Origin of the sequence: Kitasatospora sp. NPDC057198 (genome assembly GCF_042670125.1) — a bacterium.
Classification (GTDB): Bacteria; Actinomycetota; Actinomycetes; order Streptomycetales; family Streptomycetaceae; genus Kitasatospora.
This window is the reverse complement of record NZ_JBHUWH010000719.1, coordinates 1-2,646: the sequence shown is the minus strand read 5'-3', so window position 1 is coordinate 2,646 and position 2,646 is coordinate 1. Positions and strand designations below refer to the sequence as shown.

General features: G+C 72.8%; 3 protein-coding genes. 2 read left to right on the top strand and 1 reads right to left on the bottom strand.

What is annotated here, in order from left to right; translation table 11 throughout:
* Nucleotides 1-240: 240 nt before the first annotated feature.
* Entirely contained in the window at nucleotides 241-1,068 is an 828-nt protein-coding gene (locus ACFUEL_RS38195) for an alpha/beta fold hydrolase (protein ID WP_380242590.1), read from the top strand.
* Nucleotides 1,069-1,105: 37 nt separating this feature from the next.
* Here ACFUEL_RS38195 and ACFUEL_RS38190 read toward each other — a convergent pair whose 3' ends face one another.
* Nucleotides 1,106-1,708 (bottom strand): hypothetical protein, encoded by a 603-nt coding sequence (locus ACFUEL_RS38190; protein ID WP_380242588.1) that lies wholly within the window; start codon nucleotides 1,706-1,708, stop codon nucleotides 1,106-1,108.
* 327 nt (nucleotides 1,709-2,035) lie between these two features.
* Here ACFUEL_RS38190 and ACFUEL_RS38185 point away from each other — a divergent pair.
* Nucleotides 2,036-2,646, top strand: a 611-nt coding sequence (locus ACFUEL_RS38185; RefSeq protein WP_380242586.1) for a DedA family protein, incomplete at its 3' end; no start/stop codon positions are given.

The following is a 2,646-nucleotide window of genomic DNA, read 5'->3' as shown; positions in this document are numbered from 1 at the left end:
CGGCCCGGGTGCGTACGGGACGCGTACGCCCGGCCCGGGTGCGTACGGGGTGCCGGGGCCTATCGGGCGTGCGTACGGGGGCGTGTACGGGCCCGGCCCGGGTGCGTACGGGGCCCGGCTGTGCCTTGAATGGTCGCGGTGCCGCCGTCCCGCCGCCCAGGCCGCACGAGCGCACCGCGCCCACCCTTCCCCGCCGGGCCCGGCCGACCGCCGCCGCCCGGCCCCGGAACGGAGACACCCATGCCCCACTGCACCACCCGCGACGGCGTCGAGATCTTCTACAAGGACTGGGGGAGCGGCCGCCCGGTCGTCTTCATCCACGGCTGGCCGCTGAACGGCGACGCCTGGCAGGACCAGCTGAAGGCCGTCGCCGACGCGGGCTTCCGCGGCATCGCCCACGACCGGCGCGGCCACGGCCGCTCCACCCCCGTGTGGGACGGCTACGACTTCGACACCTTCGCCGACGACCTGAACGACCTGCTCACCAGCCTCGACCTGCACGACGTCACGCTGGTCGCGCACTCGATGGGCGGTGGCGAACTGGCCCGCTACATCGGCCGGCACGGCACCGCCCGGATCCGCTCCGCGGTGCTGCTCTCCGCCATCCCGCCGCTGATGCTCCAGGGCCCGGACAACCCCGAGGGCGTCCCGCAGTCCGTCTTCGACGGCATCAAGGACGGCATCCTCAAGGAGCGCTCGCAGTTCTGGAAGGACTCCTCGGTCGGCTTCTTCTCCGCGAACCGCCCCGGCAACAAGGTCACCCAGGGCAACAAGGACGCCTTCTGGTACATGGCCATGGCCGAGACCCTCGAAGGCGGCGTCGCCTGCGTGGACGCGTTCGCGCACACCGACTTCCACCAGGACCTGAAGAAGTTCGACGTCCCGCTGCTGGTCGTGCACGGCGACGACGACCAGATCGTCCCGATCGACGCCACCGGCCGCAAGACCGCCGCCCTGGTGCCCGGCGCGCAGCTCAAGGTCTACGAGGGCGGCTCGCACGGCATCGCCATGGTGCCCGGCGACAAGGAGCGCTTCAACCAGGACCTGATCGAGTTCCTCAAGTCCTGACCGGCCAGGCGCTACCGGGTGGCGCCGGCCGTGGAGTTCACCCCAGCGGTGCGGTGCGCTCCACGGCCTTCGCCGCCAGCCGGTGCAGCTCCTCCTGCGGCAGCTCGCGGTGCCCCATGACGCTCAGGTAGACCAGCAGCCTGCCGCGCCTGAGGTAGAGGACGTCCGTGAACACCGGGCCGTCGTGCCGGGCGAACCGGCGCACCTCGTCCCCCAGGTCGCGGAACGGGGCCGCGTCCTGCTCCTCCGGCCGGCCGACCGTGGCGTTGAGCTCCGCGACGAGCTCCGGCAGGTCGGCGGACGCCTCGTCCGGACCGGCCTTCCGGGACAGCAGCTCGGTGGCCATCTCGATGCTGCCGGCCTGCCCCGGGAAGGAGACCGTCCACGTCTCCGGGTCGCCCTCGCAAGCACGCGGCGACGCCGGCTCGGTGTAGCCCGCCGGCAGGTCCGCGGCGGTGATCACGGCCCGGCAGAGCGTCGCGGCCGGACCAGCCGCCGCCGCGTTCCCGGCGCTCGCCGCGCTCCCCGGCGAGCCGCCGCCCGAGGTGCAGGCCGTACCGAGCAGCAGCACCGCCCCCGCCAGCGCCAGTGCGCCGGACCGGCCCCGGCGCACGCCCACGAGATCCCCCGGCACACCCATGCGTCCCCCCTCGGAACGGTCCGGTCCGCCCGGACCGGGATGCGGATCGTAGCGCGTCATGGCGCGTCATGGCGCAAGGAGCGGACGCCCGCCCGCGGCGCACGGGAGGCCCGGGGCGTCGGGCGATCTCGCACCGGAGCGGGAACGAACCGCCCGGCGCGCCGCGTTGGACCCGGTGTGCGAAGCAGGCCGGGGGGCCTGCCGGAAGGCGCTCGGCAGGGCGGTCGGGAGCGGCTAGGCTGGCCCGGCTGGTCCTTTACTGAAATTTTCCTGTGTGCCGTGCGACGTGTCGACGGCCTTGTCCTGCCCAGACGGAGGTACTCCGCCTTGCACGTCGATCAATGGATCAATGACGTCTCGCCGACCCTGGTGTACGTCATCATCGGCCTGATCATCGGACTGGAGAGCCTGGGCATCCCGCTGCCCGGCGAGATCGCCCTGGTCACCGCGGCGCTGCTGGCCGCCAAGGGCACCGTCAGCCCGTGGGGCGTGGCGCTCTGCGCGATCGCCGGTGCGATCATCGGCGACTCGATCGGCTACGCGATCGGGCACAAGGGCGGCCGGCCGCTGTTCGAGAAACTCGGCCGGAAGTTCCCCAAGCACTTCGGGCCCGACCACCTGGCCACCGCCGAGCGGCAGTTCCAGCGCTGGGGCATGTGGGCCGTCTTCTTCGGCCGCTTCGTCGCCCTGCTGCGGATCTTCGCGGGCCCGCTGGCCGGCACCCTGCGGATGCCGTACTGGAAGTTCCTGATCGCCAACGTGCTGGGCGGCGTGGTCTGGGCGGGCGGCACCACGCTGCTGGTCTACCAGGTCGGCAAGGTTGCCGAGAAGTACCTCCAGGGCGCCTCGTACATCGGACTCGGCGCGGCCGTGCTGTTCGGCGCCGGCTCGGCGCTGTTCCTCAAGCGGAAGGCCAAGAAGTCCCGGGCCGAGCACCC

Excerpts from the sequence above, each read along its gene's own strand:
- ACFUEL_RS38195 (WP_380242590.1), top strand. The coding sequence starts at position 241 with ATGCCCCACTGCACCACCCGCGACGGCGTCGAGATCTTCTACAAGGAC.
- ACFUEL_RS38190 (WP_380242588.1), bottom strand. The coding sequence starts at position 1,708 with ATGGGTGTGCCGGGGGATCTCGTGGGCGTGCGCCGGGGCCGGTCCGGC.